The organism is Bacillus sp. AFS088145 (assembly GCF_002564465.1).
Lineage (GTDB): Bacteria > Bacillota > Bacilli > Bacillales > Bacillaceae_G > Gottfriedia.
In genome coordinates, this window is record NZ_NUUX01000013.1 from 244,368 (window position 1) to 269,098 (window position 24,731).

Here is a 24,731-nt window from a genome sequence, read left to right on the forward strand (position 1 = left end):
TTCCTTTGATTACTTAAACAGCTATGCAATTTCAAAGCTGCCGTAAAATTGATAGATTAACAATACATTCCTTGAGATTATGAAAAAAGGAACGGATTTCTTAATTTAAAATACGTTCCTTTTTTATATTTCCTTATTCATAATGTTTTTAATATTTTACTTGTTCAATTATCTAGCTCAGTTCAATGCGCAGCATCCGGATCAATAGAATCAAGTTCATTTGCCCATTTAGCGATATTTGCTGCAGGATTGCTTCTGTCGGCAGGATAGTCCGTAATATGATACCAGTTTAGTACGTTTTTCGCCGCTTTCATGCTAGCATCAAACGATGCTCCGAAGATATATCCAAAGGCACTTAATCCTGATGGCTAGTCCTTTGTCTAAGCAATTCCATGAGCAGGGCTGGAGATGGCAGCTTTCGGACCGTCATATATATAATTTCCAATCCATCCTGAAGTCAAAAAACCGGGATTTGTATTCGTAATTCCTCGAACAAAAGCTGTATCATCTGCACTGTCTGGATCAAGCAGGTATTGGAAATAACCATTGAAATCCTTCTCACCCGTATTCTCCAATTCGAGCGTAAACTTTACCACCGGTGCTTTTGGAAGTGCGCGATACGTAACAGAAGTTTTAATAGAAGGATATATTTGTGCCTAATGGATCCTTTCACCGACAATGAATGATCCAAAACGTCCTTGCAACCGTGATGGAGAGTGGCTGTCATTATCGAATGTCGAAACGGTGGGCGATACCATCCATGCATCCGGACTCAGTATTTGTGCAATGAATATTATTCATTACAAAAAATGGAAGTAACTGAAAACAAAGAAAAAGCCCAAACCCTTAATACACCTAGGTTTGAGCCTTCTAATTCGTATGATCCCAACTGGACTTGAACCAGCGAACCCTACCCTGTCAATTACAGGATGAGCGGATTATTCAGTATTACTGAATATTTTAGGTCAATTACGTCCATTAAATCAAGGGGCAAATGTAATTTTATGCAATTATTGTCTGTTAATTACATTGATTCTAGTAAGTCTGTGCAATTTCTGTGCAATGAATTAGTAATTGGTTAATCAAGAGGTAGGGTGCTTTTTTTAATAAGAAAATATAAAAAAGCATGGAAATTATTATAATTCATGCTTTTTACATTTTCTTATTGGCTTTTTTGCTCAAATAATCACTACTAATATTTGAATAATAATCTTATACTAACGGCTTTTTTCTATTTAAATAGTTTTCGAATAACTTTTAGTGCTCCTTTAGTAATATGATATCTAACACTTAAGTCAAATTTAGTTGTTTGGTCTAGAACACTTTTGTCATGTGTGAAACATTTAAATGAATGGATTCCATGGTATGATCCATGTCCACTATGTCCAACTCCTCCGAATGGCAAATAAGGTGAAGTAATATGAATTAACGTATCATTTATACATCCCCCACCAAATGAGACACTATTTATAATTAGCTCTTTTACCGAACTATTTTCGGTAAAAAGATAAAGTGCTAATGGTTTAGGTTTATTGTTAATTTCACTTATTACTTCACGGATTGATTCAAACGATAATACTGGTAAAATAGGGCCGAAAATTTCTTCATTCATTACAGGATGATCGAATGATACATTTGTCAGGATGGTAGGTTCAAAGGCTAATGTATTTTCATCTGTTTTTCCTCCATGGTAGACTGTAGGGCCTTCTAATATTTTTTTCAATCTTGCGAAATGGCGATTATTAACTACATGTGTATATTCACTATAAGTTAGAGGATTTTTTGTATATAATCTTTCAACCTCTTCTTTTAAGGCTTCAAGAAATTTTTCTTCAATTGTTTTGTGCACGTAGATATAATCAGGTGCAATACATGTCTGACCGGCGTTTAAAAATTTCCCCCAAGCAATCCTACGAGCAGCACTCTTAATGTTCGCACTTGAATCGACAATGGTTGGACTCTTTCCACCAAGTTCAAGAGTCACAGGCGTTAAATGTTTACTTGCAGATTGCATAACAATTCTTCCAACCTGAACACTACCTGTAAAGAATATGTGGTCAAATCTCTCATTTAAAAGAGCTGTACTTTCTTCAACCCCACCTTCTATACAAGTAATATAATCACTTGAAAATGTCTCTCTTATTAATCTAGTAATAAGAGCAGACGAGTTTGGTGTAAGTTCTGAAGGCTTTACAACTGCTGTGTTCCCTCCAGCTATTGCACCAATAAGTGGTATAAAAGTTAATTGGAATGGATAATTCCACGGTGAAATGATTAAGTTTACACCATAAGCTTCATGATAAATTTTACCTTTACTTCCAAAGTGAGTTATTGGCGTTCGAACACTTGAAGGCTTCATCCACTTTTTTAAATGCTTCTTAACAAAAGAGATTTCGCTAAGTATTAATGCAATATCCCCGAAATAGCCTTCAAATACGCTCTTATTTAAATCCTTTTTAACTGCTTCTAAAATAAGTTTTTCATTTTCAGATATTACTTTGTATAGTTTATTTAATTGCGTCATTCGAAATTCATAAGATCTTGTTTTACCAGTTTGAAAATAAGCTTGCTGTGATGAAACGATTGAAGCATATCGTAATGAAATATCCAATGGATTTCCTACTAATTGTTCCAAATTATAACTCTCCTTTTATCGCATTGAAATATTTAAGACACTATGTTTTCAACACAATTTGATTCAAAGCCTTCATAAAGATTTAGAAGTTTAAAACAATCCCCAAACATCTAAATAATAAGCACCAAAAATAATAAAGATTAGAATTGTGGCCACCGATAAATAAACAACCAATATCCTTGAGTATTTAAACGTTTGATTATTAATATCATTTCCCTTGATAAAATAACTGATCGTTGAAATGATTAAAGCAAATATTCCAACAATTATTGAAGATAATCCTATTATCTTTGATAATGTATCTCCAAATTTTGCATTAGAAGCTAGAGTAGTAAAATGAAGATTAGTGATTAAAAAGCCTACTCCCAAAATTGTTATACTTGTTCTTACCCAAGCAAGATAAGTTCTTTCATTTGCTAAATGCTGTTGTATATATTTAGAATCAATTGTTTCTTTCTGCTTTTCTAACGCATTATTCATACTCATACCTCTGTATTTAAATCTTTCATCAAAGTAACCTTTCATACCCTGAACAATTTAAAATAGTAAACTAGTAAAAACAGCTTATTGTAATCCCTTTTAGAGATACCATGGATTCTTCTTTTCGACTTTCATTAAAGCTTCACTAGTTTATTACTATTGACTGTTGAAACTTGTTGATTTCGACGTCCGAAAAGGAATATTAACATCGCAGTAATTACCAGTGAAATTGCAATCCCATAAATTGCTATTTTATATCCACCTGCTGGATTTGCATTAGAATCTTGGATAAGTTTTCCAAAAATAATTGGCGTAATAATACCCGATGAAGTCATTATTCCAAAATAAGTTCCTGCCATAACTCCTCTTCGCTGTGGGAGTAAGCTAACTACTACAGCAGGATTTAGTGTGTTTACAGTGACAACTAGTGTATTTACTAAAGAAAGTACGATGATTATTGAACCCACTCCGCTCAAAAGTGGATAAAGTGAGTACAAAATCCCTGCTAGTAAAACACAAATGCCAGTAAATAGGGTCCGTGCCTTCCATAAGCTTTCTGTTTTTTTGTATAAACGATCTGAAATTACGGATAATACAATTGCTAAAATAGCTCCAATTAATCCAGAAATAGCAATAACTGTTGCTGACTGTTGTTCAGATAACCCCTTTACTTTTATTAGATACGAAGGATTAAAAGTAAGTCCAAAGACAATGAACGAATAGGCAATAAATGCAATTAAAGTTGTAAAAATAAAAATAGGAGATCGTAAAGCTTTCCAAATATCTTTCCGATTATTCCCTCTTTTGTTTTCCATCTCACTAACTTCTTCTTCAAACGAAACAGTTGGTTTCATTCTTCCTAACCAAAGCCAACAGATGAACCAGACAAAGCTAAAAATACCAGTAATAAAAAATGCTTGTCTCCAACCAAAATTTGATATTAGTAAAACGATTATAGGAGCTGTAACAGCTATCCCAACAACATTTCCAAAATTAATGATTGATATTGCAAATCCACGTGATTCTGGTTTAAACCATTTACTTATATGACTAATTGCGGTTGCAAGAAATGCGCTTTCTCCTGCACCTAATAAAACTCTACTCAATATAAGAAGAGGTAGACTTGATGCAAACAATGCCATAGATTGCGCGACTGTCCAAACAATTGCCATAATAGCCAGTGATTTTCCAGTACCAAAACGATCCGATAAAGAACCACCTATTATTCCAAATATTGAAAATAACCAAAAGAAACTGCTACCTACAATACCAAACTCGGTGGAGGTTAAGTTCAAATCCTTGGTAATATTTATTCCAGCTAAACCTACAATTGATTTATCAGCAAAATTAATAATAGCCATAATAAAAAGTGAAAATAAAATAATCCATTTCGCCCAACTTTTCATCCAAACTCCTGCCTCTCATCAAATCTATCTCTTCATTAAGATAAAAATTTAGCAAACTTACCCTTGGAAAAGACACCTGCACAATCCTTTTTTGTACCGAATTACAATATTTGGATAAGGATCAAATCCATCTAAAACCATGCTTACGAGTAAGTACCTTAAAGCCTTTTGTTTGTACATTCATCGTATTTTCTCCTATAAATTTTTATTTCTTTTAATCTATAACTCTTATAAAGGCATATTTCCGTGCTTTTTCTTTGGTCTTATTTCATCTTTTGTACTAAGCATTTCTAAAGTTTGTTTAAGGACTTTCCGTGTATCTCTAGGATCAATAATGTCATCAACCATACCATGTGAAGCAGCAACATAAGGATTTGCAAACATATCACGATATTCTGAAATCTTCTCCGATCTTGTAGACGTTGGATCACTACTTTGATTAATTTCTTTCGCAAATATAATATTAGCTGCACCCTCTGGTCCCATTACAGCAATCTCTGCATTTGGCCAAGCGTATACAACGTCTGCACCAATCGACTTCGAATTCATCGCTACATATGCTCCTCCATAAGCTTTTCGAAGAATAACTGTTATTTTTGGTACAGTAGCTTCCGAATAAGCATATAAAATTTTAGCTCCATGACGAATGATTCCACCGTGTTCTTGATTAACTCCAGGAAAAAATCCAGTAACATCTTCAAATGTAATGAGAGGTATATTAAAAGAATCACAGAATCGAATGAATCTTGATAGCTTATCAGAAGAGTTAATATCAAGACCTCCTGCCATAACCTTTGGTTGATTCGCGATTACTCCTACACTATTTCCAGCAATTCGCCCAAAACCAATAACGATATTTTTTGCGAAATTTGATTGTACTTCCATAAAATCGCCATGATCAAGCACTTGCTCTAAAACTTTACGAACATCATAAACTTTCGTTGTTTGAAGTGGCACTAAATCTATTAAAGCTTCACGCCAATCATCATGCTCAAAAAAAGGCACCCTTTCTGGTTTTTCATTACTATTTTGAGGTAAGAAACTAATTAATCTTCGTACTTGTTCAAGTATTTCTGGCTCTGATTCATCAGTAAAATGTGCACAACCACTAATGGCTGAATGAACTGTAGCACCTCCAAGATTTTCAGTCGAAATTTTTTCCCCTGTTATTGTTTCGATCACTTTAGGTCCAGTTATAAACATTTGACTTGTTTTTTCGACCATAAAAACAAAATCAGTAATCGCAGGTGAATAAACTGCACCGCCCGCACATGGTCCCATGATGACTGAAATTTGTGGGATTACTCCAGAATAAATAGAATTTCGATAAAAAATATGTCCATAACCGTCTAACGATACGACACCTTCTTGTATTCTAGCTCCTCCTGAATCATTTAACCCGATAATTGGAGCACCGACTTTTGCAGCTAAATCCATAATTTTTGCTATTTTAATAGCGTGCATTTCGCCTAAGGCTCCTCCAAAAACTGTAAAGTCCTGCGCAAAAACATAGATAAGCCGTCCATGGATTTTCCCGTAACCCGTCACAACCCCCTCACCAGGACTTTCAACTTTGTCCATACCAAAGTTTGTTGCTCGATGTTTAATAAATGGATTTAATTCAACAAATGTATCCTCATCTAAAAGTAAATTTATTCGCTCTCTTGCAGTTAATTTACCGCGGTTATGTTGAGAGCTTATTCGTTCATCTCCCCCGCCTAGTTCAATTTTCCTTTTTCGATCCATTAAATCATTTATTTTCTCATACGCAGTAGTCACTAATTATTCAACCCCTATTCTTGAAACGTTAGATGCTGGCTCAATTCGGTTAAAACTTGCTTTATTAATTCGCATCCTCAAGCCGTCGATTAATCTCTTCAATTACTTTTTGGGCAGCGACTGGAATCACTGTACCTGGTCCAAAGATGGCTGCAGCTCCGTTATTCAATAAAAACTCATAGTCCCCGGCAGGGATATCTCCTCCAACAATAATGACAATATCTTCATGACCTAATTTTCTTAACTCTTCCATTAATTGTGGAAGCAGCGTTTTATATCCCCCAGCTAAAGAACTCATTCCGATAACATGTACATCATTTTCCATAGCTTGAAGTGCAGTTTCCTCAGTTTTTGAAAAGTCACTAAACAACTAGATGTTATAATCTTTTTTATTTTCTGATAATTTAATTGACATCTCTTCCAATTTCACCTTTTTCCCTTCAACTATGAAGTTTGTTTCACTAAAAAGAGGGGTTGCCCAAATTCAACTAATTGACCATTTTTAACAAGTATTTCTACAATTTCACCTTTTATTTCTGCTTCGATTTCATTAAACAATTTCATTGCCTCTAATATACAAACAACAGTTGATTCATCAACTTGATCACCTTTATGAACATATGATGGTTCACCTTCAGCTGGTGCTGCATAAAACGTCCCTACCATCGGAGAAATGATTTTCGTATGGTTTTCTGAAGATACTTCGTTTGGCAAAACCTTTTTTTCAACACTTTCAACTTCACCTTTATGAAATTGTATAGTTGGTTTGTGGTCATTACTTCCTTCTCTTTCAGGTAGTACTTCTATTTTTGAATTGATAGATTGAGATGATAGACTACGATCATTCCCTAGAATTAAGCTATTATTTCTTTTTATAGATACCTTAGATTCACCATTCTCTATTTCTATATGTTGGATTGATGATTCATCAACAAGCTTGATGATTTCTCTAATTTCATGAATTTTATACATATTTCTCTCTCACTCCTCTTCTACTGATTTTCGGATTTATTTTGATAATAATTCTGGATTCGTTTCAAGGAATTTTGTGTTAAATTCGCCATTTACAAATAATTCATTCTCAAATAATCTTTGATGGAAAGGTACCGTAGTATGCACACCTGTTATAACCATCTCATCTAATGCTCTTTTCATTCGTTGAATTGCTTCATCTCGATCTTTTCCCCATACAATAATTTTCGCAACCATTGAATCATAAAATGGAGAAATTTCATAACCAGGATATACTGCACTGTCTACCCTTACGCCGTAACCTCCTGGTGGAAGATACATTTCAATTTTCCCTGCTGAAGGCATGAAATTCTTTGAAGGATTTTCGGCATTAATTCGGCATTCAATTGACCAGCCATTGATCGTTACATCACTTTGATCAAATGATAAAGAATATCCTGCTGCTACCATAATTTGTTCCTTTATTAGATCGATACCTGTAATCATTTCTGTGACAGGATGTTCTACCTGAATGCGAGTATTCATTTCCATAAAAAAGAATTGACCGTGTTTATCTAATAAAAACTCTACTGTTCCTACCCCATGGTATCGAACCGCTTTTGCTGCAGTAATAGCTGCATTTCCCATTTCTTGACGCAGGTCTTCTTTTAATGCAGGTGAAGGCGCTTCTTCTACTAATTTTTGATGACGCCTTTGAATCGAACAATCTCGTTCTCCTAAATAAACGACTTTTCCCATCTTATCCCCAATTATCTGGATTTCCACATGACGTGGTTCTTCAATATATTTTTCGATATATACATCAGAGTTTCCAAATGAAGTTTCAGCCTCATTTTGAGCTTGTTGGATCGCTTTGCTTAAATGACTACTATCTTCAACGACTCTCATTCCTTTGCCACCGCCTCCAGCACTTGCTTTTACAATGACCGGAAAACCAATTTCACTTGCAATTTTATGGGCTTCTTCAATATCATGTATAACTCCATCTGATCCAGGAACAGTTGGTACACTAGCGTCCTTCATCGTATCTCGAGCTACGGATTTAGCCCCCATTTTATTGATTGCTTCTGGATTAGGTCCAATAAACGTTAGATTACATGCGGAGCATATTTCCGCAAAATTTGCATTCTCAGCCAAAAAGCCGTATCCAGGGTGAATCGCATCTGCATTTGTTAGTAATGCGATACTTAATATATTTGTTATATTTAAGTAGCTCTCACTAGATGCAGTTGGGCCTATACAGTAGGCTTCATCGGCGATATGAACATGTAAAGCTTCACGGTCAGCATCAGAAAATACAGCAACAGTTGCAATCCCCATCTCTTTACAGGCTCTGATTACTCGTACAGCTATTTCTCCTCGATTAGCAATCAATATTTTTTTAAACATTACATATCCCCCTTTTTGCCAGAAATCTTAAATAGAGGTTGTCCATAATCAATTAGATCCCCAATATCATAAAGGACTTCAACAATTTCACCATTAATATCTGAATAGATATCATGAGATATATTCAGTCCACCAACTCTACATTGGGCTATCAATTTATTTTCATTTACTAGATCACCAACTTTAACATTCGGTTGAAATGTACCAATAAATTGCGATTGGATAATATGTAGCTCTGTACTTTCCACATCTTCTGTTACGAATACATTGGGTAATGAACTAGTGGGGTCAGTTTGTATTGGAAGTCTTTCCACTGGTTCACTATGTAAGTTTGACATTGAATCTTTTTTTATTAAAATTCTGTGATCCTTATTTTTTATCTCAAGTTCATTTAGTGTAGATTGATCAATTAATCTCAAAATTTCTCTAATTTCTAATATCTTCATATCTGAATGCACTCCAGTATAGATTTGGTTTTATCGTTTTAAATAGAAAGTAATGCTGAGAACAAGATTAAACAATTTCATTTTTTTCAAAGTCATCATCGTGCATTTTTAAATTTGGATCTTCTAATGCAAAATCAATAAAATCTTTAATATTCTCACCTGAATATAGTATGTTGATGTTCTGATTTTTTACCATTTCAATCACTCTTCTCAATATCATTAGATCACCCCACTTTTCACATTTTTTTTAGTGATAGGCCAGACGCTTTCTTGTAATATTTTTGGTTAGCCCGAAAACTTTTGTAATACTGAAATAAAGTTTTAAATTGTCGCTATATGTTATTAAGATTTTGTATGTTCACAACATGGTAAGAAGTTGGTTAGTTTAAAAAGAACTGTCCATTTATTTACACATGTTGAGTGAAAAATGGACAGTTTATTTTTTCCGAGAATAATTTTCTATTTTACTAGATTTAGATTATTAATTGTTTCCTTTGTATGAACACCTAGCGGAACTCCAACATGCTTATAAATAGGTGTAAAAACAGTTGATTTTATTGGGCAAGCAATCTGTTTCTGATACCCTCCATTCGGTCTTGGAACATCTACGATCATTTTTCGATCAATAATCTGTAGATGTTCACTTGCTTCTTTAACTGAAAGAACTGGTTCAACACAGGCATCTAAATCTTCAAAAATTGCCTTCCATTCGTTAAAAGTTTTTGTGAGAAAGGCGGCCCTTACTTCTTCCTTAAACGCAATGATATCCTCTGATTTCAAACTGAAACTTAGCTCAATCAAATCTTCTCTTTCAATTCCTTCACAAAGTAGTTTCCTAAATTGCGGTTCGATACTACCTACCGAAAAATAGCGACCATCATTCGTCTCATAGTAATCATAAAACATTCCGCCATTAAGTATCGTACTTTCTAATTTAGGAGTAATTCCACCCATTAAACAATCAGCACCAGCTAACGCATTTAATGCAAAGCTGCAATCTGTCATACTAATATCTAGCCATTGTCCTTCACCTGTTCGATTTCGATAAATAACAGCAGATAATATGCCAATAATACTGTGTAATGATCCTCCAGCAACATCTGCTATTTGTACCCCTGCAGGCGTTGGTCCTATATTTCGACGACCAGAATAGCTTGCAATCCCGGAAATGGATAAATAATTATTATCGTGCCCAGCACGATTTCGATAAGGACCTGTTTGTCCAAATCCGGTAATAGAACAGTATATTAATTTGGGATTAATCCTCTTTAATTCTTCATATCCCAAACCTAGTCGCTCCATTACACCTGGACGGAATTGCTCCATAACGATGTCATATTCTTCTATTAATTTTTTTACGGTTTCAATGGATTCTTCCTTTTTCAAATCCAAAGCAACTGACTTCTTAGAGCGATTTAAATAGCCATGTGCCACCGAATCATTACCGTCTCGAGGAAACCCTTCACGTACTAAATCTGGCCTCGTAGGTGATTCCACACGTAAAACCTCTGCGCCAAGGTCAGCCAGCATCATCGTCGCATATGGTCCGGGAAGTAAAGTGGAAAAATCCAATATTTTTAATCCATTTAATAGGCTCATATGTAGTCTCCTTTTCTTACACATTTGCTAAAAATGAGTGTTTTCTATGTAAAAAATACTGATTGACAATACAATCAGTATTTTATTAAATCTTGCTACTAATCTCTAGAAGGGAGCGTTGCTTCAAAAATACCAGAAACTTTTACCTCGCCTACTGAATTCGTCGCAAGTACTTCTCCTATTACCCTATTATTCTCTTTTTTTTCAATGATTTTTCCAAACACTTGAATTTCTTCACCAGGAAATGTCATTTTCCGAAAACGAACAGACACTTTATTCACATATTTTCTTGGAATCCAAGTTGTTATTCCTTGTGAAGTCATACCCATGACTAACATACCGTGGGCAATAATTCCAGTTCCTGCTTGCTTTCCTACTTCTTCAACAGTATGAAGTGGGTTAAAGTCCCCTGAAGCTCCTGCAAACTTTACTAATTGAACACGTGAAATCGGAGCTTTATTTACCGTTTCAAAAGTGTATCCTTCATATAGATCTTCAAAAAACATTTTCTTTACCTCCTTTGTATTTAATGTCGATGAACTAATTTAGCCCTTGAAATGGCAACTAGCTCTCCTCTTTGATTTTTAAATTGGTTTTCCATCGTTACAAAATCCATTCCACCTGAAGTTCCAATTTTAGTTTCTGCATGAACAACTTTACCTGTAACTGTTAGTTGGTCTCCCGCATATATTTCACCAAAATATTCATATTCTTGTTCACCATGTAAAATTTTTACTGGATTAAATTTTAATTTAGCAATTTGTTCTTCAAATCCAGCTTCATTCCCAAATGATTCGATTACCTGTAAATATGTAAGCGGTACAGGAATCCCGTCATATCCAGCATTTTGTGCCACATCTAAACTTCGGAAAATTGGATTATCATCCCCAATCGCATTGACCAATTCAAGGATCTTTCCTTTCTCCACCCCGAAGCTAAATGTACTTAAATCCATTCCTACTAATTCTTTAACCTTTGTCAAAATAATCACCTCATTTTATAAAATCTTCTTCAAATTACAATTACTTTATTTTGTTTTATGCTTTCTTATACATTGTTACGACTACAGCTCCCCCAAGCCCTAGGTTATGTTGCAATGCGACTCTAGCATTATCGACTTGCCTCTTATCTGCTTGACCACGTAATTGCCATACTAACTCCGTACTTTGTGCCAAACCTGTTGCTCCAAGTGGATGGCCTTTTGACATTAATCCTCCTGATGGATTTACGACATATTTACCACCATACGTATTATCACCGTTATTGATAAACGTTTCTGCTTCCCCTTCACCACAAAGCTTTAAACCTTCATAAGTAATGACTTCGTTTGGAGTAAAACAATCGTGTAATTCAACTACATCGACATCCCCAGGTCCAATTCCTGATTTTTCATATACCTCGTTAGCAGCTCTACGTGTCATATCAGCTCCAACGATTTGAAGTTCATCCTCAAATGATTTTAATGTGTCAGTAGCCATTGCTTGAGCGACGATTTCAACTGCATCTTGTTTCCCTTGCTTTCTAGCAAATTCTTCACTACAAACGATAACTGCGGCTGCTCCACAAGATGGAGGACAGGCCATAAATCTTGTTAAATAAGGTGGATGAATCACTGGTGAGTTCATTACTTCTTCAACCGTTAAAGGTGTATGAAACATTGAATACGGATTATTAATTGCATGATTTCTAGTCTTAACAGCAACTTTTGCAAAAATATCTGGATTTGCTCCATATTTTTGCACATATGCTGTTCCAGCTGCACCAAAAATTCTTGCTGGACCAGTATTTCCAACAGCACCAGGTTCTAATTCATCTAAACGTTCCAAAAATGTTTGTAACGGATTTGTACGGTCTCCCCATACATTTCCTAATGCGCCTGGCTTCATTTCTTCAAAACCAAAAGCAAGTGCACAGTCCACTACTCCAGAAGCAACTGCTTGACGAGCTAAAAATAATGCTGTTGATCCAGACGAGCAGTTATTATTTACATTAATGACTGGAATACCAGTCATACCTACTTTATAAAGAGCAGCTTGACCAGATGTACTATCTCCATAAACATAACTTGCAAATGCCTGTTTAATTTCTTTAAAATCAATCCCTGCATCCTTTATTGCTCCACTAATTGCCTTTGAAGCCATCAATTCATAAGGCTCTTGTTTTCCAGGCTTAACAAATTTGACCATATCTACGCCGATTACTTTTACGTTCTTACTCAATGTATATCCCCCTTTTTAGTCATTTGACATTCTATTCATTAATGAAAGACACAAATTGTGTACCTTTAAAATTTATTGTTAATTAGAAATATTCAGTCAAATAAACATAAACTAATTACTACTAATCTATTAGCTTGAATAACAATTAACTAAAATCAAGTATATAATCCACCGTTAACATGAACGAGTTGACCATTTACATAGTTTGATAGTGGTGATGCAAGGTAAAAAATAGCTTCTGCAGCTTCGCGAGCTGATCCAATACGTTTTTGTGGAATTGTTTGTATAAACATATTACGCACTTTATCTGGAATACCGACTGTTACTCCATCAACAACTTCCCCTTCTTCTTTTGGACGAGTAAGGCGTGTATCAATGAATCCATAAGCAACTGAGTTCGCATTAATATTAAATTGTCCCCATTCCTTTGCAACAGTTTTTGTTAGACCAATAATTCCTGCCTTTGCTGATGAATAATTTGCTTGTCCTACATTTCCAGTTGATGCAACTGAAGATACATTAACAATCTTTCGATGATTAATGATACCTTGTTCCATTTCCTTTTTAGCCACGTCTCTCATATATGGTGCTGCTGCGCGAATTAGACGAAATGGTGCAATCAAATGAATATCCAGCATCGCCTGGAATTGATCGTCAGTCATTTTATGAATTAATCCATCTGATGTATATCCAGCATTGTTCACTAATATATCCAATTTACCAAAATTATTAATAGCAGCAGCAACAATATTCGTTGCAAATTCTTTCGCTGTAATATCACCACAATAGACAGCTGCTTCTCCTCCATTTTCACGAATAATTGCTGCAACTTCTTCAGCTGGAGTTAGATCCTTATCTGAAACGACTACTTTTGCTCCTTGTTCAGCAAATAGTAACGCTACTTCTCGTCCAATTCCTCGACCTGAACCTGTAATAATTGCAACTTGGTTTTTTAAAAATTTACTCATGATTTTCCTCCTAAAAAATAATTATTAAAAATCTATTTCAACTTTTATGTGGTAAATGTGTTCTTACATCAATACAATTGTATTTGTCATATATTTATTTAATTAAACATCAAAATTCCTCTATAGAAATAGGATTCTTGTTATTTAAATGAAGAATCGTTCTTAAAGCTTCTTGATATTCCTTACTTAAATACGCTTCATCCATTGTTCTAATTCAGCTGTTGTTCGAGCGTTTAATGCTGGAAAAGAACCAATGACGCCTACTTTACAGCTTTCAATAACTGTTTCTGGATTTGATATTAGAAACATTGGTGATACGAAAACTGGGAAACTTAATTGTTCAAGAATGTATTTTGGTAATTTCTTTTTCATATGTTTCATCCCCAAAACTAATTTTTCTCTACCTAAAGTATTTGACATTCCATAGAGTTCAACATTTTTAAGAATAGAGCTAACGATCAATTTTAATTGTTTTTGTTTCCAGTACGTTTTCTATTTAAACAACCCTCATCTATGTTTTCAATTAATCAATTAGTTTACTTGTCTCGTAGTATCTTTCCAAAATTGCTCACGTAAATTACGTTTTAATATTTTTCCAGCCGCTGTTTTAGGGATTTCATCAGTAAATAATATTGATTTAGGTACTTTATAATTAGCTAAATAGTTTTTTGTAAACTGAATTAATTCGTTTTCTGTAATGCTACTTTTAGGTTCTTTGACAACTACTGCCAAAACAGCTTCGCCCCATCTCTCATCTGGAACACCAATTACAGACGCTTCGATTACATCTTGATGTTTATAAAGCACATTTTCTACTTCATTTGAATAGACATTTTCTCCGCCAGTAATAATCATGTCCTTTTTTCGATCGACGATATAAATATAATTATCTTCATCTATAGTTGCCATATCTCCAGAATGGTACCATCCATCTTTTAATGACTCTGTTGTTTCAACTGGTAGATTCCAATAACCCTTCATAATATTTTGACCACGAGCGATAATCTCGCCCGTTTCACCTGGTTTTACATCTACTCCATGTTCATCAACAACTCGTAAATCAACTCCAAAAACAACTCGACCAGCTGATTTGAGCCTTCTTTCACTCTGCTCAGTACCATCTGTTATATGATCTTCTGCAGTTAAATAAGTTAAACATGGTGAAGCTTCGGTCATTCCATATGCCTGTTCAAATTGTAATTTTGGAAAGGAGTGTTGAATTTTTTTCAATAGTTCAAAAGGCATTGGAGAAGCTCCATATAATATCTTCTTTAAAGATTTTAAATGCTCCCTATTAAAATCAGGATCATTTACTACCATATTTAGCATCGTTGGCACAAGTACACTATCCGTCACGTTATTTTTTTGGACCTTATCTATAAATAATTTAGGTGTAAACATTCTTAAAAAAGTATGAGTGCATCCTACCATTATTGCATTAATCATAAAGGTAGCATCTGCTAAGTGAAACATAGGGGCACTATGTAAATAGGTTGAAGTATGATCTAAACCGGTAAACTGAATAGTTTGGTAAAAATTACTAACCATATTACGATGAGTCAGCATAACCCCCTTTGAACGGCCTGTTGTACCACCTGTATAGAACAACCCTGCAACATTATTCTCATCAGTTACATCATATTCAAGTTCCGTATCTGGTTCATTTTTAATAATATTTTCATAGGAGAGCAATTCTGAATCCTTCATTTCCTCATCTGCCAAAATATATTGTTCGATTGAAGGAGTATTTATTTGTAAAAAAGGTACTACTTTTTCGAATTCTTTATGAATAAAGAGTAGTAAAGCTCCTGAATCATTTAAAGTAAATTTTAGTTCCTCTGGAGATAAACGATAATTTAATGGAACAATAATCGCTCCAATCGCAGTACAAGCATAGAATAGCTCTATGTATCGGAAATCATTGAGCATTAATACACCGACACGATCACCTTTTTTAACATTGTTCTTTTTTAACCAATTTTTTAATTTTGCTGTCCGATTTGCTAACTGTTTATACGTGAATTGATAATCATCATCTAAAATCGCAAGCTTATTTGGCCAAATGATTGAAGAACGTATTAGCGCTTTTGTAATAATCATTTATACTTCTCCTTTTATTTTATTTGTTAAATAAAAATGAACAGTAGTAATTTGATTCAAACAGTTTCAAAAAGATTTTAAATAATTTCTAACTTATAATCCCATGTTGTCGGCAATAATTACCTTCATTATTTCATTTGTCCCTGCAAATATAGGTAAAACTGCTACATCTCTATACCATCTAGCTATCTCATATTCTTCCATAAAACCATATCCTCCGTGCAATTGTAGACATTCAGAAGCTGCTTTCTTTGCTAATGCTGTCGTCCACCATTTTGCCATGGATACTTCAGTAACAACATTCTCTTTTGCAATATGTTTTACAATTAAATCATCTAGAAAAGTCTTTCCAATCGTAATTTCAGTTGCAAGCTCTGCAAGTTTAAATTGTGTATTTTGGAATGATCCAACTGGTTTGCCAAATACTTTACGTTCTTTTACATAGTCCATCGTAATATCTAGAATTCGTTTAGAACTGTATACAGCAGTTATCGAGCACATCAATCTTTCCTGCTGAAGTTTTTCCATTAAATAATAAAATCCTTTATTCTCTTCCCCTAGAAGATTTTCTACTGGAACTATGGCATCTTCGAAAATAAGTTCTGCGGTATCTTGAGAATGTAAACCAACCTTATTTAATTTTTTTCCTCTTTTAAATCCAGGGGTACCTTCCTCTACAACAATTAGACTAATCCCTTTATGACCAGGTACTGCCTTAGGGTCTGTCTTAACTGCTACAACAATAAGATTTGTTAATATCCCACTTGAAATGAATGTTTTTTCTCCATTAATCACAAAGTGATCACCTTTTCGTACAGCTGTTGTCTTAATAGCTGAAAGGTCTGAACCTGTACCTGGCTCTGTCATTGCAACTGAAGACATGTATTCGCCGGTAACAGCACCTGGTAACCATCGTTTCTTCTGCTCTTCATTCCCGTAACTTTGAATATATGGCATAACAATATCATTATGAAGACCTATTGCAGTTGAAGCCCCAAGTCCAATTTTAATCAACTCTTCAGCCATTACGATACTGTAGCCAAAATCCGCATTCAAGCCACCGTATTTTTCATCTACCCAAGGACATAAAAAACCATTTTCTCCTGCTTTTCTCCAAAATGATAGAGGTACAAGATGATTTTCTTCCCACAGATCTACAAAAGGGATTGCTTCTTTTTCTAAAAATTTCGCGAATGCTTGTCTAAAAATATGGTGCTCCTCATTCAAAAAACTTCTTGATGAATTCTTACTTTCTGATAATACTTTAGCCATAATGTCCCCTCCTAAAAAAAATTCCAAGCTATATTTAGCTATAAATCAAGAAGTATGCCAATTATAGAAACTATCAAATATTGAATTCTTCGTTGGAAACTTCTAAGAGTTGTCTTCCTTTTTTAACAAAATAAGTATTTCATGTCTCTAAATGATGTCTATTTTTTAATACACAAAAACTTCTAATTATATTTAGCTTAAAATAAAGAAAAATATTAAATTGTTAGTTGTAAATCCTTAATGTTGACGGCAAAATCAACAATTTCAACTGTTCCTCCTACTTCTTTAGGAGAAAAACTATCTTTATGCACAACTACTAATGGAATTCCACACTCAACTTTTTTTAACTCATGTAGAAGAGATAAAGTTGTAGATCTAGTAAAATATAAATCACCTTCACTAAAATTAATATCAGTCACATTTGTAACAAGCTCTACTTCTTTGTTCATTTCGATTTGTAACGCTAAATCTACCCCTATTACTGTATTAGGAACAAGAATTATATCTGGTTGAACAGAATCACAAACTTGTAGAAAAGCTTGTGTGTAGTTATTTACCTTATAGATGTTTAGCTTTTTATTCTTCAATAAATACAATTTATTAGCACCATGCTTTGCTAATAATTTTGCAAATTGAGGTAAGTTACGATCAAATCCAATTACATTCAATTCACAATAATCACTTATCTTTTTTGCGGCTGCTAAAACTTCTAAGGAAATTTTAAGTAATTTTTCAGTTTTTGTTTCAACTAAAATAAGAACTTTTCTCATTTTCATCCTCCTCTACTTCACTTGAATAAAGAATTTTAGTATTCCAATTAAATCTTTCATTTCAATTGAGTCAAGAAAGTATGGACTAGCTATCTTTTCCTTTTATTTCAACCTAATCATTTTGCAAAACAAAGTCGATTTTTTGAATTTTCCCTGTAAACGCGAAGTCTCCTATTTCTGCATAGTTTTTGCTTACAGGTAAATATGCATCTCTTCCAACAGTTAATCCATCCATTGAAATTATAAATGGTAAGGTCCTTGGCATATCAACCTCTCCAACATGGTGATCATCGATAAATAGGCTTCCTTTTCCTTGAAATTGACTTGTTTTCGAAAATTCAAAACGTACGGTTGATTTTCCAACCGGTATTTCTTGATTAGATTCAATGATATAGACAGTCTCCACATTATTATACTCATAGTATAAACGGTTATTTTGAATATACATTGTATATCCGCTGTATTGATTTCCGTGCGCAATCAATACACCCTTACTGTCTTTACTCGGACAATCTATCGGTACTGTAATTTTATAGGATCGATTAAGTATAGATGGCATTGCATGAGTATGGCCCATTTTTGGATAGTAAGTAAACTCTGTTCGATATCTTACTTTATCATCAGGAAAAACATAAGAAAATAATTCAACTGTTTTATCAATCATTGGGAGTGCATTATATTTTTCAGCTTCGCCAAACCAGATCTCCTTTAATTCATTCAGTTTCTCTGGAAACTTTTCAGCTAAATTATTTGTTTGAGAAAAATCTTCAATCGTGTTATACAATTCCCATCGATCATCTTCAAAAGGTGTTCCTTTCGTATGAAAAGAAGTCGCCTTCCAGCCGTCATGCCAAATCGCTCGCTGTGCTGCCATAAGGAAGTATTGAGTTTCACGGATCGTTTGAACTTTCTGATCATCAAATGTATACTGCATGCTCTTTCCATGCAACGGCATTTGTTTAACTCCTTTCATTTCTTTAGGTGCACTTATTCCAGCCAAGTCTAAAATTGTCGGAGTGATATCAATGACATGATGGAACTGATTACGAACAGTTCCAATATCCTTGATTCGATTTGGGAAATGATAAATCAATGGAACATGAATTCCTCCGTCAAATGTTGTTTGTTTATAGTACTTAAACGGTGTATTGCTTGCCTGAGCCCAGCCACGAGGATAGTTTGCCTGTGTATTTGGTCCACCAATTTCATCGATGTGATCGAACATTTTTTCAGCCGTCGGTGAAATTCCGCTATAAAAAGAATTTGGTTCCAAAAACCCATCAAATTCCCCCTCCTGACTAGCCCCATTATCAGATAGAAATACGATCATCGTATTGTCTAATTGTCCAATAGTTTCGAGAAACTCAATGAATCTACCTATCTGTTCATCTGTGTGAGTTAGGAATCCTGCATATGTTTCTTGAAATCTTTCGAAGAGACGTTTTTCTTCAGATCTAAGTTTATCCCATTCCTTCACACCAGGATTACGTTCCGCAAGCACTGTATCTTGTGGTACGATTCCTAATAATTTTTGACGTTCCAATCTTTCTTCTCGTATTTGATCCCATCCTTTTGAATATTTTCCTTTGTACATATCAATATAACTTTGTGAGACTTGATGAGGATAATGCTGCGCGCCAAATGCAAGATACATAAAGAATGGTTTTTCTGGGAAAATTGAAGCGTGATCAGAAAGAAATTGTATTCCATGATCAACAAGATCCTCAGAAAGATGATAGTCGGGCCTTTTTGGAGGCTCCACATTATGATTATCGTAAACTAAAGTAGGTGTATATTGATCTGCACAAGCATCTAAAAATCCGTAATACCGTTCAAAACCTTTTCCTAACGGCCAGTTATGAAAAGGACCAGCCGGTGTTTCTTCATATATTGGTGCTAAATGCCATTTTCCTACAGCATAGGTACTATAATCATTTTCCTTTAGAATTTCCGCTATTGTTCCTGCTGAAGAGCTAATTTTACCGCGGGAGTTAGGAACATCAGGACCTAAATCGAAATTTGCTAGAAGCCCCATACCTACAGAATGATGATTTCGTCCAGTCAATAAACTTGCTCTCGTCGGAGAACAAAGAGGCGTAACATGGAAATTATTATAACTCAATCCATTTTGTGCTAAACGATCAATATTAGGCGTCTTAATTTCCGAACCATAGCATCCAAGGTCAGAAAAACCCATATCATCAAGTACTATGTATACAATATTGTTTTTCATTTTTTATGGTCTCCTTTAAATGTAAAAATAATTAATCTGTTAATCTAGCTTTCATTAAGCATCTTAAATCTTGTCAATTACTTTCAATTGCATTTGTATTGAACACTCATTAAATGAAGTCAAAAAACACTATTAAAATTCCTTACGAGTGATTAATTTCGCATCCATAGCACAACGAAATCCCATATTTCCTGTAGAACTGTCAGGTGTATTGGAACTACGGGCAGCTACTCGATAACGATTACAGTAAGATTCGTGACAAAGATAAGAGCCTCCACGTATTACCTTTGATGTTCCGTTTGGTATACCTTTGGGATTTTCTTTTGTGTCATATACATGATAGGTTGGACTGAACCAATCAGAACACCATTCCCAGACATTTCCGGAAACATTATATAGGCCATAATTATTAGGTGGAAATGAACGAGCTGGGGCAGTTCCTTTATAACCATCTAATTCGTGATTTTCATTTGGGAATTTCCCCTGCCAAATATTTGCATAATGTTGACCATTCGGATGTAATTTGTCACCCCAAGCATATTTTTTCTGTACTAAACCTCCCCGAGCAGCAAATTCCCATTCTGCTTCGGTGGGAAGTCTTTTCCCAGCCCAGTTGCAATATGCTATAGCATCATTCCATGATACATGAACTACTGGATGATCATATCTATCTTCAAATGTTGAATCCGGTCCTTCAGGATGTCTCCAGTTCGCTCCATCAACAACTAGCCACCAAGGAGTTTGTTGAACAAATTGAGTAACCTTTTTTCGAGTTTCATATGACACTAGCGAATGAAAAACAAATGACCAGCCGTAAATTTCTGCCTCAGTATTGTAACCTGTATCAGATATAAATTCTTCAAACTGAGAATTAGTTACAGTACAAGCGTCTATGTAGAAAGGATTAACCTTTACTTTACGTACTGGTCCTTCACCATCTTCCTTGTACCCTTCAGGATCATTGGTTCCCATTAAAAATGCACCACCTGGAATGTAAATTGCATTTTTGTCGAAATCTTTATTACATCTTTTAACAACACTTGACCCTGAGTATTGAGACACATTTGATTTTTGTTTACTTGGAGAACAACATCCTGATTTTTTTTCTAATTCCATTCATATCACTCATTTTATATTTTAAATTTTCAAACATCTTTGAATTTAATATACTTTCTCTTTAAGTTAATTTAAAGTGTTAATTAGTGAAGCTTGGTTGAATTTTTTTCTACAAATCAAAAAGGAGGGCAAAATGAATCTATTACAAATGGAGTACTTAATTGAGGTTGCAAAAACAAAATCATTAATTAGAGCAGCTGAGAATCTTCATCTTTCCCGGTCAGCAATTAGTAAAGCCATAACCAATCTAGAAATGGAACTTCAAATAAAAATTTTTACTCGTTCAAGATTGGGTGTTGAGCTTACAGAAGATGGAAAGTTTATTGTAAGTAAAGCGCAGGAAATTATTCTTAAATTCAACGATATTTCCATTTTTGCATATCAGAAGCTTTATCCAGAAAAAGTCAATTTAACATTATCTGTCAGTCCTAACGCAATGTTAATTATCCCTAGTACGCTTGTTACATTTAAAAAAAACTATCCCAATAGCGAAGTAGAAGTTTTTGAAAAAAAACCTAATTCTATTTTGTCCGACATTAAAACGGATAAGATTGATTTCGGTATTACAATATTTACCGACGAAATGGTAGCTTCTAATCCCGAATTGGAATTTGAAACGATTCTCGAAGGTGGCACAGTAATATGTGCCAGTAAAAATTCTCCACTTGCCTATTTAGAAAAAGTACAAGTTGAGGACCTTGCTAATCAATCTTTGATTCTTACGGAGGATCCTATTTTGGCGGGGTATGCAAATGAACTTATTAACTATGTTCCTGAAATGAATATATTATTTACAACAAACAACGTGAATGTTATTTCTGAAGCACTATTAGAGGGATTGGGTATTATTATCACAATGAATTTATTTTTGAACAAAATAAGCAGTATTCAAAATGGTAGTATTATTACAATTCCATTTGTGTTTCCTCGTTCATTACGCTTTTGCGTTGGAATAGTTCGATTGAGAAGCAAAAAATTATCCGAACATAGTAAACAATTTATTAAAGCCTTTAAACAAAATCTCACTTAAATAAAAACTAGGTTTTCAATATTATTCATTCTTGTTACAATTTAATAATAATTTCGAAAAACAAACAATTTGTCTGGATAACATTGCTTCAACTGAACAATAGTAATTAAAAATAAGCAGCGCTCTAATTGAGTCGCTGCTTATTTCTATTTTAAAATACAATTTCTTTAAACACTACAGAGCTTGTTTTTTATAAGAAGCAAGATCATGCGTTGAAAATCCTATTAACTCTACTTATGTATATGAACATCCAACTTTCAATCTATTATTATTTTAAATCTAAAATTGTACATGCCTTCCTTGCCCAACAGTAAATTATTTCATTTCTTATTGAAAATATACTGCAAAATAGTGAAACAGGAGTTAATTGAAAGATCAACCTCCCACGAGTAATGTAACTAACGCATGAGTTAGCAATCCATGAACCACAGATTCTCCGCGTTGAATGGAAGTTTATTTCGTTCTTCCATATTAGTTCAATATGGAATCCTATCAAATGTTAATGGAAATATGTAATCCCTATTTTACATAAGTATAATCCCTTACCTTAATTGTGAATGTTTAAATCATCTTAGCACATACTAAATATTGGTAATTATTAACATTGAATGCTTAGAGGTGAATAGAATTTGAATAATGTACATGCTGATATTACAAATAGTTTTCATAAAAACATTGAAATAATTAAAGAACAATTACATCATACAGCGGAGTTAATTGTTCGAACGATTCGTATCGGTGAAACCGAGTCATTTGACGTAGCACTCCTCTACCTTGATGATCTCGTGAATGCTGATGTGATTCGGGACTTTATCATTACCCCGTTATTTTTATTTCAGAATATCAAAAAAAACGATTCCGGACCATTTATCGACAACTTAGCCTCAAGACATATTCGAGCTTCTTCAGTTGAAATTGTTTCATATTTTTAATCATAGGGAATTTCTTTGGTTTAACAGCGATGGGAATCGGATTCCTCTTGTTGATACTATATATGGCTCTCTTACGCTCGGTTGGTGTTCCGTACTTAGCGCCAATCATTCCGTTTCGACCGCAAGAGTTTAAAGATGTTTTTTATCGTGGAGACTTAAAGAAATTGATTAACAGTGAACACAAGTATCCACATGACGATAAAGAATAATTAATAGTTTTCAAAAAAAGGATCTTAATAAAAGATCCTTTTTGAACGGCTATTGAATTACACTATTTCGCACACGGAATTTAATATTTTTTAAGTTTAAATTCATAAATAATCCCCCTCATTTTGCCTCATAAGTTTAAAATTCCAAACGAACGTCACTACATAAACTGTACTTGCAGTTTAAAAAAATACATATCAAAAAAACACTAAAGTAAACCCCTTCTTTATATGCTGACGAGGTTAGTTGTCGGATTCGGAATTAAAGCATACTTTGATACGACTAGGATAATTTTCTAAATTTATATCTTATTCAACTATTTTTTGAGAAACGAAACATTATGTTTAAAATTGATCAAATTAATGTATTTTTTCATATCATTTCTATTTTCATAAATATAAATATGCTCGATCCAGATGCTATCTTTTATATTTTGAAAACATTTAATTGTACAAGGATAGTTATTATAAAAGCAACATTAATTGAATTCGATTTTTAGTAAATAGTTTAAATAAATTCGGTAATAAGTAAAGTTCAGGATATTTACTAGAATGCGACGCGGTGAAATTTCAGCTCTAAGATGGCGCAATGTAAGACCTTGTAAAAGGTGCAATTTATGTTGAAGAAAGCCTTGTACGATCGAAAAATATGGGACTTCATGTAAAAGAACTCAAAACGGATCATTCACTCCGTGAGATCTTTATACCAGAAAGTGTAATTACTTCATTAAAAAAGCATAAATCCTTTCAGTATCAGTTGAAGTCAAATATAAAAAACTTTAAAGATCTTGATTTAGTTGTTTGTGCAATGAACGGAAATTACTTGGAGCCTAGAAATTTAATTCGTAAATTTAAACAGCTCATTCGAAAAGCTAATGTGCCTGTTATTCCTTTTCATAATTTGCGCCACACTCATGCCACAATTTTAATGAGAATGGGTGAGAATCCTAAAATTGTGAGTGAGAGATTGGGTCACTCAAGAGTTGAAACAACACTTGGTATTTACTCACATTCAAATGAGGAAATGCAGAAAATTCAGCTAATCGATTTGATGAAAAATTTGGTTTAAATTAATATGTACGTGAAGTTTCTGTGCAGTTTTTGTGCAATGAATAATATTCATTACAAAAAATGGAAATAATTGAACACAAAGAAAAAGCCCAAACCCTTGATACACTT

General features: G+C 34.1%; 24 protein-coding genes and 1 pseudogene. 4 read left to right on the forward strand and 21 right to left on the reverse strand.

Features of this window, described 5'->3' with window-relative positions; translation table 11 throughout:
* Positions 1-380: 380 nt before the first annotated feature.
* The 21 genes and pseudogenes from COI44_RS09315 to COI44_RS09410 all read right to left on the reverse strand — a co-directional run bounded on the left by COI44_RS09315 (position 381) and on the right by COI44_RS09410 (position 21,384).
* Positions 381-575, reverse strand: a complete 195-nt coding sequence (locus COI44_RS09315; RefSeq protein ID WP_098427686.1) for a hypothetical protein — start codon at positions 573-575, stop codon at positions 381-383.
* A 656-nt stretch (positions 576-1,231) separates the two neighbouring features.
* Entirely contained in the window at positions 1,232-2,635 is a 1,404-nt protein-coding gene (locus tag COI44_RS09320; protein ID WP_286163843.1) for an aldehyde dehydrogenase, read from the reverse strand.
* 90 nt (positions 2,636-2,725) lie between these two features.
* A complete protein-coding gene (locus COI44_RS09325) occupies positions 2,726-3,115 on the reverse strand; it encodes a YidH family protein (protein ID WP_098427687.1) in 390 nt (129 codons plus the stop codon).
* Between the two features lie 134 nt (positions 3,116-3,249).
* Positions 3,250-4,521, reverse strand: coding sequence for an MFS transporter (locus COI44_RS09330; RefSeq protein WP_098427688.1), 1,272 nt, complete (start codon positions 4,519-4,521; stop codon positions 3,250-3,252).
* A gap of 228 nt (positions 4,522-4,749) precedes the next feature.
* Positions 4,750-6,267 (reverse strand): acyl-CoA carboxylase subunit beta, encoded by a 1,518-nt coding sequence (locus COI44_RS09335; protein ID WP_098427953.1) that lies wholly within the window; start codon positions 6,265-6,267, stop codon positions 4,750-4,752.
* A gap of 97 nt (positions 6,268-6,364) precedes the next feature.
* Positions 6,365-6,658 (reverse strand): annotated as a pseudogene (locus tag COI44_RS09340) (cobalamin-dependent protein); the annotation flags it as partial.
* An 86-nt stretch (positions 6,659-6,744) separates the two neighbouring features.
* Positions 6,745-7,272 carry an acetyl-CoA carboxylase biotin carboxyl carrier protein gene (accB, locus tag COI44_RS09345; protein ID WP_098427689.1) on the reverse strand — a complete coding sequence of 176 codons (528 nt, stop codon included), beginning with the start codon at positions 7,270-7,272 and terminating at the stop codon, positions 6,745-6,747.
* 36 nt (positions 7,273-7,308) lie between these two features.
* Positions 7,309-8,661: an acetyl-CoA carboxylase biotin carboxylase subunit gene (gene accC / locus COI44_RS09350; protein ID WP_098427690.1), complete on the reverse strand. Its 1,353-nt coding sequence runs from the start codon at positions 8,659-8,661 to the stop codon at positions 7,309-7,311.
* Positions 8,661-9,107 carry an acetyl-CoA carboxylase biotin carboxyl carrier protein gene (locus COI44_RS09355; RefSeq protein ID WP_097976126.1) on the reverse strand — a complete coding sequence of 149 codons (447 nt, stop codon included), beginning with the start codon at positions 9,105-9,107 and terminating at the stop codon, positions 8,661-8,663. Before COI44_RS09355 ends, accC begins: the two co-directional genes overlap by 1 nt.
* A gap of 67 nt (positions 9,108-9,174) precedes the next feature.
* The gene (locus tag COI44_RS24095; protein ID WP_176522528.1) at positions 9,175-9,327 is read right to left on the reverse strand and encodes a hypothetical protein; all 153 of its coding nucleotides are present in this window, start codon (positions 9,325-9,327) and stop codon (positions 9,175-9,177) included.
* Between the two features lie 239 nt (positions 9,328-9,566).
* Positions 9,567-10,706: a CaiB/BaiF CoA transferase family protein gene (locus COI44_RS09360; protein WP_098427691.1), complete on the reverse strand. Its 1,140-nt coding sequence runs from the start codon at positions 10,704-10,706 to the stop codon at positions 9,567-9,569.
* 98 nt (positions 10,707-10,804) lie between these two features.
* Entirely contained in the window at positions 10,805-11,212 is a 408-nt protein-coding gene (locus COI44_RS09365; protein ID WP_097976130.1) for a MaoC/PaaZ C-terminal domain-containing protein, read from the reverse strand.
* A 20-nt stretch (positions 11,213-11,232) separates the two neighbouring features.
* Positions 11,233-11,688, reverse strand: coding sequence for an FAS1-like dehydratase domain-containing protein (locus tag COI44_RS09370; RefSeq protein WP_097976132.1), 456 nt, complete (start codon positions 11,686-11,688; stop codon positions 11,233-11,235).
* Between the two features lie 55 nt (positions 11,689-11,743).
* Entirely contained in the window at positions 11,744-12,925 is a 1,182-nt protein-coding gene (locus COI44_RS09375; protein ID WP_097976134.1) for a lipid-transfer protein, read from the reverse strand.
* Positions 12,926-13,080: 155 nt separating this feature from the next.
* The gene (locus tag COI44_RS09380; RefSeq protein ID WP_098427692.1) at positions 13,081-13,893 is read right to left on the reverse strand and encodes an SDR family NAD(P)-dependent oxidoreductase; all 813 of its coding nucleotides are present in this window, start codon (positions 13,891-13,893) and stop codon (positions 13,081-13,083) included.
* Positions 13,894-14,079: 186 nt separating this feature from the next.
* Positions 14,080-14,265, reverse strand: a complete 186-nt coding sequence (locus tag COI44_RS09385) for a hypothetical protein (protein ID WP_098427693.1) — start codon at positions 14,263-14,265, stop codon at positions 14,080-14,082.
* A 159-nt stretch (positions 14,266-14,424) separates the two neighbouring features.
* A complete protein-coding gene (locus tag COI44_RS09390) occupies positions 14,425-15,993 on the reverse strand; it encodes a long-chain-fatty-acid--CoA ligase (RefSeq protein ID WP_098427694.1) in 1,569 nt (522 codons plus the stop codon).
* A 93-nt stretch (positions 15,994-16,086) separates the two neighbouring features.
* Complete coding sequence (locus COI44_RS09395) at positions 16,087-17,265, reverse strand: acyl-CoA dehydrogenase family protein (protein ID WP_098427695.1); 1,179 nt, start codon at positions 17,263-17,265, stop codon at positions 16,087-16,089.
* A gap of 215 nt (positions 17,266-17,480) precedes the next feature.
* Complete coding sequence (locus tag COI44_RS09400; protein ID WP_179887061.1) at positions 17,481-18,035, reverse strand: adenine nucleotide alpha hydrolase family protein; 555 nt, start codon at positions 18,033-18,035, stop codon at positions 17,481-17,483.
* A 112-nt stretch (positions 18,036-18,147) separates the two neighbouring features.
* Entirely contained in the window at positions 18,148-20,268 is a 2,121-nt protein-coding gene (locus COI44_RS09405) for an arylsulfatase (RefSeq protein ID WP_097976144.1), read from the reverse strand.
* A gap of 132 nt (positions 20,269-20,400) precedes the next feature.
* Positions 20,401-21,384: a formylglycine-generating enzyme family protein gene (locus COI44_RS09410; protein ID WP_098427697.1), complete on the reverse strand. Its 984-nt coding sequence runs from the start codon at positions 21,382-21,384 to the stop codon at positions 20,401-20,403.
* Positions 21,385-21,517: 133 nt separating this feature from the next.
* Here COI44_RS09410 and COI44_RS09415 point away from each other — a divergent pair, with 133 nt between their 5' ends.
* The 4 genes from COI44_RS09415 (at position 21,518) to COI44_RS09430 (ending at position 24,621) form a co-directional block, all read left to right on the forward strand.
* On the forward strand, positions 21,518-22,414 hold the full coding sequence (locus COI44_RS09415; RefSeq protein ID WP_098427698.1) for a LysR family transcriptional regulator: 897 nt from the start codon (positions 21,518-21,520) through the stop codon (positions 22,412-22,414).
* A gap of 629 nt (positions 22,415-23,043) precedes the next feature.
* Entirely contained in the window at positions 23,044-23,346 is a 303-nt protein-coding gene (locus COI44_RS09420; protein WP_098427699.1) for a spore germination protein, read from the forward strand.
* Between the two features lie 29 nt (positions 23,347-23,375).
* Positions 23,376-23,555, forward strand: a complete 180-nt coding sequence (locus COI44_RS09425; RefSeq protein ID WP_098427700.1) for a spore germination protein — start codon at positions 23,376-23,378, stop codon at positions 23,553-23,555.
* A gap of 646 nt (positions 23,556-24,201) precedes the next feature.
* Entirely contained in the window at positions 24,202-24,621 is a 420-nt protein-coding gene (locus COI44_RS09430) for a site-specific integrase (protein ID WP_098427701.1), read from the forward strand.
* The last annotated feature ends 110 nt before the right edge of the window (positions 24,622-24,731 follow it).

What these genes read in the sequence shown, in the direction of transcription:
- COI44_RS09335 (WP_098427953.1), bottom strand. Translation starts at nt 6,267, where the DNA reads ATGGATCGAAAAAGGAAAATTGAACTAGGCGGGGGAGATGAACGAATA.
- accB (WP_098427689.1), bottom strand. Translation starts at nt 7,272, where the DNA reads ATGTATAAAATTCATGAAATTAGAGAAATCATCAAGCTTGTTGATGAA.
- COI44_RS24095 (WP_176522528.1), bottom strand. Translation starts at nt 9,327, where the DNA reads ATGATATTGAGAAGAGTGATTGAAATGGTAAAAAATCAGAACATCAAC.
- COI44_RS09330 (WP_098427688.1), bottom strand. Translation starts at nt 4,521, where the DNA reads ATGAAAAGTTGGGCGAAATGGATTATTTTATTTTCACTTTTTATTATG.
- COI44_RS09380 (WP_098427692.1), bottom strand. Translation starts at nt 13,893, where the DNA reads ATGAGTAAATTTTTAAAAAACCAAGTTGCAATTATTACAGGTTCAGGT.
- COI44_RS09325 (WP_098427687.1), bottom strand. Translation starts at nt 3,115, where the DNA reads ATGAATAATGCGTTAGAAAAGCAGAAAGAAACAATTGATTCTAAATAT.
- COI44_RS09410 (WP_098427697.1), bottom strand. Translation starts at nt 21,384, where the DNA reads ATGGAATTAGAAAAAAAATCAGGATGTTGTTCTCCAAGTAAACAAAAA.
- COI44_RS09415 (WP_098427698.1), top strand. Translation starts at nt 21,518, where the DNA reads ATGAATCTATTACAAATGGAGTACTTAATTGAGGTTGCAAAAACAAAA.
- COI44_RS09355 (WP_097976126.1), bottom strand. Translation starts at nt 9,107, where the DNA reads ATGAAGATATTAGAAATTAGAGAAATTTTGAGATTAATTGATCAATCT.
- COI44_RS09395 (WP_098427695.1), bottom strand. Translation starts at nt 17,265, where the DNA reads ATGGCTAAAGTATTATCAGAAAGTAAGAATTCATCAAGAAGTTTTTTG.
- COI44_RS09425 (WP_098427700.1), top strand. Translation starts at nt 23,376, where the DNA reads ATGGGAATCGGATTCCTCTTGTTGATACTATATATGGCTCTCTTACGC.
- COI44_RS09390 (WP_098427694.1), bottom strand. Translation starts at nt 15,993, where the DNA reads ATGATTATTACAAAAGCGCTAATACGTTCTTCAATCATTTGGCCAAAT.
- COI44_RS09405 (WP_097976144.1), bottom strand. Translation starts at nt 20,268, where the DNA reads ATGAAAAACAATATTGTATACATAGTACTTGATGATATGGGTTTTTCT.
- accC (WP_098427690.1), bottom strand. Translation starts at nt 8,661, where the DNA reads ATGTTTAAAAAAATATTGATTGCTAATCGAGGAGAAATAGCTGTACGA.
- COI44_RS09385 (WP_098427693.1), bottom strand. Translation starts at nt 14,265, where the DNA reads ATGAAAAAGAAATTACCAAAATACATTCTTGAACAATTAAGTTTCCCA.
- COI44_RS09365 (WP_097976130.1), bottom strand. Translation starts at nt 11,212, where the DNA reads ATGTTTTTTGAAGATCTATATGAAGGATACACTTTTGAAACGGTAAAT.
- COI44_RS09400 (WP_179887061.1), bottom strand. Translation starts at nt 18,035, where the DNA reads ATGAGAAAAGTTCTTATTTTAGTTGAAACAAAAACTGAAAAATTACTT.
- COI44_RS09430 (WP_098427701.1), top strand. Translation starts at nt 24,202, where the DNA reads ATGGGACTTCATGTAAAAGAACTCAAAACGGATCATTCACTCCGTGAG.
- COI44_RS09360 (WP_098427691.1), bottom strand. Translation starts at nt 10,706, where the DNA reads ATGAGCCTATTAAATGGATTAAAAATATTGGATTTTTCCACTTTACTT.